A 1,287-nucleotide genomic window follows, 5' to 3' on the forward strand; every position below is an offset into this window, starting at 1 on the left:
GTTCTGAACAGCAAACGGTTCAGAAGTCGTAAAAAGCTCATCAGGAGCAAAACCACTTTCATCATAGAAATTTAGATTAGAACGCTTCGAGCGGTTGTTGTCAAAGGATCCGTTTAATGAATTTACAATACTTCCGTTATAAAGTTTGTATTGAAATGATGCGGGGTTGTGGGTGAAGCCATCAGTGTTTGCTGCACTCTTAACGGTTTCGTTATAAAAAATGTCTGTAAGGCCGGTAAAGGACGCAATCTCTCTTTTCGCTATTTTTTCAATTTTTAAGAACATCTCTTGCGATTGTGAACCAACACCAGCCAAGATATACGCTTGGAAATTGGGGATCAGGAGACTTTTGGCCATAATAAAAGGGCTTCCCAGTGTTGTTTTTCCTGAGTTTCGCCCCATGCACCAAAGAACATATTGCTTGTACCAACTTTCAGTAAAAGCGTACTTTTGATAATCTAAAAGTTCCATGCCGAAGAATCTTTCTACAAATTTGACCGGGTTTTTTCGCCCCCACTGAATGACTTCGGCAAGCTTAATAAATCCATCTATTTTCCGTTGAGACATATTAGCTTTAGTCATTTGTCAAAGTTCCTTCTGTTTTTCTCAGGCTAAATAATTCTTTCTTAAGCTTCCGGTTTTCTTCTTCAAGAGTAATTGTTCTTGCATCTAAGCTCTGAATAATTTCTCTTTGTTCCATAATCATTGAAGTATAATCATTCTCGTCGAATTGCAATTGATCCATAATACTTTTATTGCTTAAATCAGCTACTTGTCTTATCCCTTGTGCTGTTTCAATATCAAATTGATTAACTTCTCCTTCTTCAAAGCCTTTCTCCTGAAGTGTTTTAATAATTCCAGAAAGAGTCCCGGCACCTTTGCTTTTATTGTTGTTATGGTTTACCGAGATACCATTGTCTTTAGCTAAAGCCAGCATGGATTTGAGAATCTTTTCTTTGGAGTCAATTAAGGATTTAATGCCGCCTGCCTGATTAGACATATTAGCTACGTCACTTGTAATTGTCGCAATTGCTCGGTTTATTTTATCAATTTGATTAAATCCTTTTACAATTTCAATTACAGCGGGTAGTTTGAAATTGTCCTCTAATGTTCCTTCGTCAAGGAAGTTGACTAGGTTATTGTAAAGAAGACGTTTATCACTCTCAATTTCTCCTTCGAACGGATCATATCCCAACATCCTTAATACATCTTTTTTATTGGTATCATCTAACTGAATGCCATCATCTTTAGATGGATGATCTGCGTTTATTTCTTGCTGTGTTTTCG

At 36.8% G+C, this 1,287-nt stretch carries 1 protein-coding gene and 1 pseudogene; both read right to left on the reverse strand.

The window, feature by feature from the left end:
* Positions 1–582: pseudogene (locus ACFVQB_RS34395) on the reverse strand (terminase); the annotation flags it as partial.
* Positions 575–1,287: hypothetical protein (locus ACFVQB_RS34400; protein WP_379449878.1), on the reverse strand; the 713-nt coding region annotated here is incomplete at its 5' end. The gene ACFVQB_RS34400 and the pseudogene ACFVQB_RS34395, both read right to left, overlap by 8 nt.

This window comes from Paenibacillus sp. NPDC057886, assembly GCF_042796655.1.
GTDB lineage: Bacteria > Bacillota > Bacilli > Paenibacillales > Paenibacillaceae > Paenibacillus.